At 71.2% G+C, this 3,003-nt stretch carries 4 protein-coding genes; 1 reads left to right on the top strand and 3 read right to left on the bottom strand.

What is annotated here, in order from left to right:
- Window positions 1–1,404: phospholipase D family protein (locus tag HW578_RS24800; protein ID WP_198373374.1), on the top strand; the 1,404-nt coding region annotated here is incomplete at its 5' end.
- A 37-nt stretch (window positions 1,405–1,441) separates the two neighbouring features.
- Here HW578_RS24800 and minE read toward each other — a convergent pair.
- The 3 genes from minE to minC all read right to left on the bottom strand — a co-directional run.
- Window positions 1,442–1,729, bottom strand: coding sequence for a cell division topological specificity factor MinE (minE, locus tag HW578_RS24795; protein WP_198373373.1), 288 nt, complete (start codon window positions 1,727–1,729; stop codon window positions 1,442–1,444).
- On the bottom strand, window positions 1,729–2,547 hold the full coding sequence (gene minD, locus HW578_RS24790) for a septum site-determining protein MinD (RefSeq protein ID WP_198373372.1): 819 nt from the start codon (window positions 2,545–2,547) through the stop codon (window positions 1,729–1,731). The genes minE and minD overlap by 1 nt, the downstream gene beginning before the upstream one ends.
- Window positions 2,548–2,613: 66 nt before the next feature.
- A partial coding sequence (gene minC / locus HW578_RS24785; protein ID WP_232479259.1) for a septum site-determining protein MinC occupies window positions 2,614–3,003 on the bottom strand: 390 nt, incomplete at its 5' end.

Raw genomic sequence — 3,003 nt, 5'->3', positions numbered from 1 at the left:
GGCGAGGCCCCGCGCGCCGGCGTCGCGCTGATCGCCGACGGGCTCGGCGCCTTCGCCGTGCGCGCCGCCGCGCTGCGCGCCGCCACCACCAGCGCGGACCTGCAATACTACATCTGGCGCGGCGACCTGACCGGCCTGCTGTTGGCGCGCGAGGTGCTGCAGGCGGCCGATCGCGGGGTCCGCGTGCGGCTGCTGCTCGACGACATGTACGCGGTCGGGACGGAACGCGTGCTCGCCGCGATGGAATCGCACCCGCGGGTCCAGGTGCGCCTGTTCAATGCCGTCTCCTGGCGCCGCTTCGGCCCCCCGGGGCTGCTGCTCGAGATGCTGTTCGGCGGCTGGCACCTCGATCGGCGGATGCACAACAAGGCCTGGATCATTGACAGTCGGATCGCCGTCGTCGGCGGGCGCAACATCGGCGACGAGTATTTCGACGCCTCGCGCCTGTTCAACTTCCACGACCTCGACCTGCTGCTGCGCGGGCCGCCGGTCGATGCCATCGCCGCCGTGTTCGAGCGGTTCTGGAACCACCCCCTCGCCAAGCCGTTGCGGCGCGTCAGCCGCGCCGCCTATCGCCGCGGCGCGCTGCGCAGGCTGGCGCGGCGGCTGGATGCGGCCTTCTCCGCCCCTGCCGCGCGCCCCTACATGGAAAGGCTGTCCGCGGCGCCGGCCGTCGCGGGGCTGCTCGCCGGTGAAGCCGGCAGCGGCTTGCTCGCACTCGAACCCGGCGCGGTGCGCGTGGTGGCCGACCCGCCGGGCAAGGCGAAGGGCATCGCGCCGACCGCGGAGTGCCTCGCACCGGCGGTTCATGGCGCGCTGGCCGCGGCCAGGACCGATGCGCTGATCATCTCCCCCTATTTCGTGCCCGGCGAGCAGGGGGCCGAGCGGTTGATCGGGATGCTGCACCGTGGCGTGCGTGTCTCGATCGTGACCAATTCCCTGGCGGCGACCGACGTCATCGCCGTGCATGGCGGCTACGCGCGCCATCGCGAGAGGCTGCTCGCCGCAGGCGCGGAGCTCCATGAGCTGAAGCCTGGCGGGCGCGAGGGGGCGAGCGTCTTCGGCTCGCGCAGCGCGAGCCTGCACACCAAGGCCTTCGTCATCGACGGCCGGCTCGGCTTCGTGGGCTCCTTCAACCTCGACCAGCGCTCCATCGCGCTGAACACCGAGATGGGCACCTTCGTCGAGGATGCGCGGCTCGCTGCGCTGCTGCGCCAGGAGCACGACCGGCTCAGGCACCCGTCCTGCGCCTGGCGCGTGCAGCTCGACCCGGCCGGGAGGCTGCTCTGGACGACCATGGCCGATGGCGCGCCGGTGGTCTCGCGGCACGAGCCCGAGGCCTCGCTCGGCCGGCGGATCCTGGCGCGGGCGCTGCGCCTGCTGCCGATCGAATCGAAGCTGTGAGGGGGATGCGCCCGCCCCGCGCATCCCCGCGCGGCGCTCAGCGCGCCCCGGCCGCCATGCGCATCGCCGCCGGCGCGGGCAGCTCAATCTCGATCGCCAGCGTGGACATGTCGCCGCCGCGGTCGAGGTTGACGTTCACCTTGCCCGGATCGATCGCGACATAGCGCGCCACCACGGCCACCAGCTCCTGCTGGAGCTTCGGCAGGAAGTCCTCGCGCGTGCGGCCGATGCGCTCGTGCGCCAGCACGATCTGCAGCCTTTCCTTGGCGGCGGAGGCGCTGCTGTCGGGCTTGCGCTGCCCGCGGAAGAAGTCGAGCCAGCTCATCACGCAGCCCTCCCCCCGAACAGCCGCTTGAAGATCCCCTTCTTCTCGACCTCGAGGAAGCGGTGCGGCTTCTCCTCGCCGAGGAAGCGCGAGACGGCGTCCGCATAGGCCTGGCCGGCCATGCTCTCGGCATCCATGATCACCGGCGTGCCGGTGTTCGACGCCTTGAGCACGCTCTCGCTCTCCGGGATCACGCCGAGCAGCGGGATCGACAGGATTTCCTGGATGTCCTCGAGCTTCAGCATCTCGCCGCGCTCGACGCGCGCCGGGTCGAAGCGCGTGACCAGCAGGTGTTCCTTCACCGGATCCTTCTTCTCCTCCGCGCGCTTCGAACGCGACTGCAGCACGCCGAGGATGCGGTCGGAATCGCGCACGGACGAGACCTCGGGGTTGGTCACCACGATCGCCTGGTCGGCGAAATACAGCGCCAGCAGCGCCCCCTTCTCGATGCCCGCGGGGCTGTCGCAGAGGATGTAGTCGAAATCCTTCGCCAGCTCCTCGATGATCTTCTGCACGCCTTCCTTGGTCAGCGCGTCCTTGTCGCGGGTCTGGCTGGCGGGAAGGATCGACAGCGTCTCGACGCGCTTGTCGCGGATCAGCGCCTGGTTCAGCCGCGCCTCGCCGCTGATGACGTTGACGATGTCGAAGACCACCCGCCGCTCGACGCCCATGATGAGGTCGAGGTTGCGCAGGCCGACGTCGAAGTCGATGACGACGGTCTTCTTGCCCCGCTGCGCGAGTCCCGTGGCGAAGGCGGCGGAGGATGTGGTCTTGCCCACGCCCCCCTTGCCCGATGTGACGACGACGACCTGTGCCATGTCCCCTGCCTCCTCGTTCAATCAACGGCCGCGCCCGGGCACCCCTCGCCCGGCGCGGCGAAACCGCTAGCCGATCGGGTCGAAGCGCATGCGCTCGCCGGTCAGGCGCACCTGCACCGCGCGGCCGATCGGCGCGCCCTGCAGCCCGTCGCGCACCGCGTAGTAGCCGGCGATGGAGACGAGTTCCGGGTCGAAGTTCTGCGCGAATATCCGTGCCTCGGCATTGTCGCCGCCGCCGGCGATCGCCCGCCCGCGCAGCGCGCCATAGACATGGATGTTGCCATCCGCGATCACCTCCGCCCCCGCATTGACGGTCGACGTCACCACCAGGTCGCCGCCCTGCGCCCAGACGCGCTGGCCGGCGCGCACCGGTTGATCGACGATCATGGTCGGGCGCGCCATGCCGGCGGGCGGCGGCGGCGCGGGCGGCGGGGCGATCGGTTCGGCCGGCCCTGC

The organism is Roseomonas rosulenta (genome assembly GCF_016106005.1).
Taxonomy (GTDB): Bacteria; Pseudomonadota; Alphaproteobacteria; order Acetobacterales; family Acetobacteraceae; genus Neoroseomonas; species Neoroseomonas rosulenta.
The sequence above is the reverse complement of the archived record's forward strand: the minus strand, read 5'-3'. Positions and strand labels throughout refer to the sequence as shown.

What these genes read in the sequence shown, in the direction of transcription:
- minD (WP_198373372.1), bottom strand. Translation starts at nt 2,547, where the DNA reads ATGGCACAGGTCGTCGTCGTCACATCGGGCAAGGGGGGCGTGGGCAAG.
- minE (WP_198373373.1), bottom strand. Translation starts at nt 1,729, where the DNA reads ATGAGCTGGCTCGACTTCTTCCGCGGGCAGCGCAAGCCCGACAGCAGC.